The organism is Desulfovibrio desulfuricans (assembly GCF_024460775.1).
Lineage (GTDB): Bacteria > Desulfobacterota > Desulfovibrionia > Desulfovibrionales > Desulfovibrionaceae > Desulfovibrio > Desulfovibrio desulfuricans_E.
In genome coordinates this window covers 1-215 of the sequence record NZ_JANFYZ010000137.1, presented here as the reverse complement: position 1 = coordinate 215, position 215 = coordinate 1, and the positions used below count along the sequence as shown (strand labels likewise).

The 215-nt window shown below is 42.3% G+C and carries 1 protein-coding gene; it reads left to right on the top strand.

Annotated features, from left to right (window positions below; genetic code table 11):
- A partial coding sequence (locus tag NE637_RS15685; protein WP_256267850.1) for a hypothetical protein occupies positions 1–215 on the top strand: 215 nt, incomplete at both ends.

The window sequence follows — 215 nt, the reverse complement described above, 5'->3', positions numbered from 1 at the left end:
GATCGTAAAAGGTGCGGTCGATGTGTTGCTGACTCGTATGGATCAGATACAGATCGGTTCTGAAGTGCGTCCGATGACGGAGCAGGACAGAAAAAATATCGAAGAACAAAATCAGGCATTTTCAAGACAGGGACTCCGTGTTCTTGCTTTTGCATATAAAACAGTGTCAGACGAGTTGGAATTGACTTTGGAAGACGAATATAATCTTACGTTTA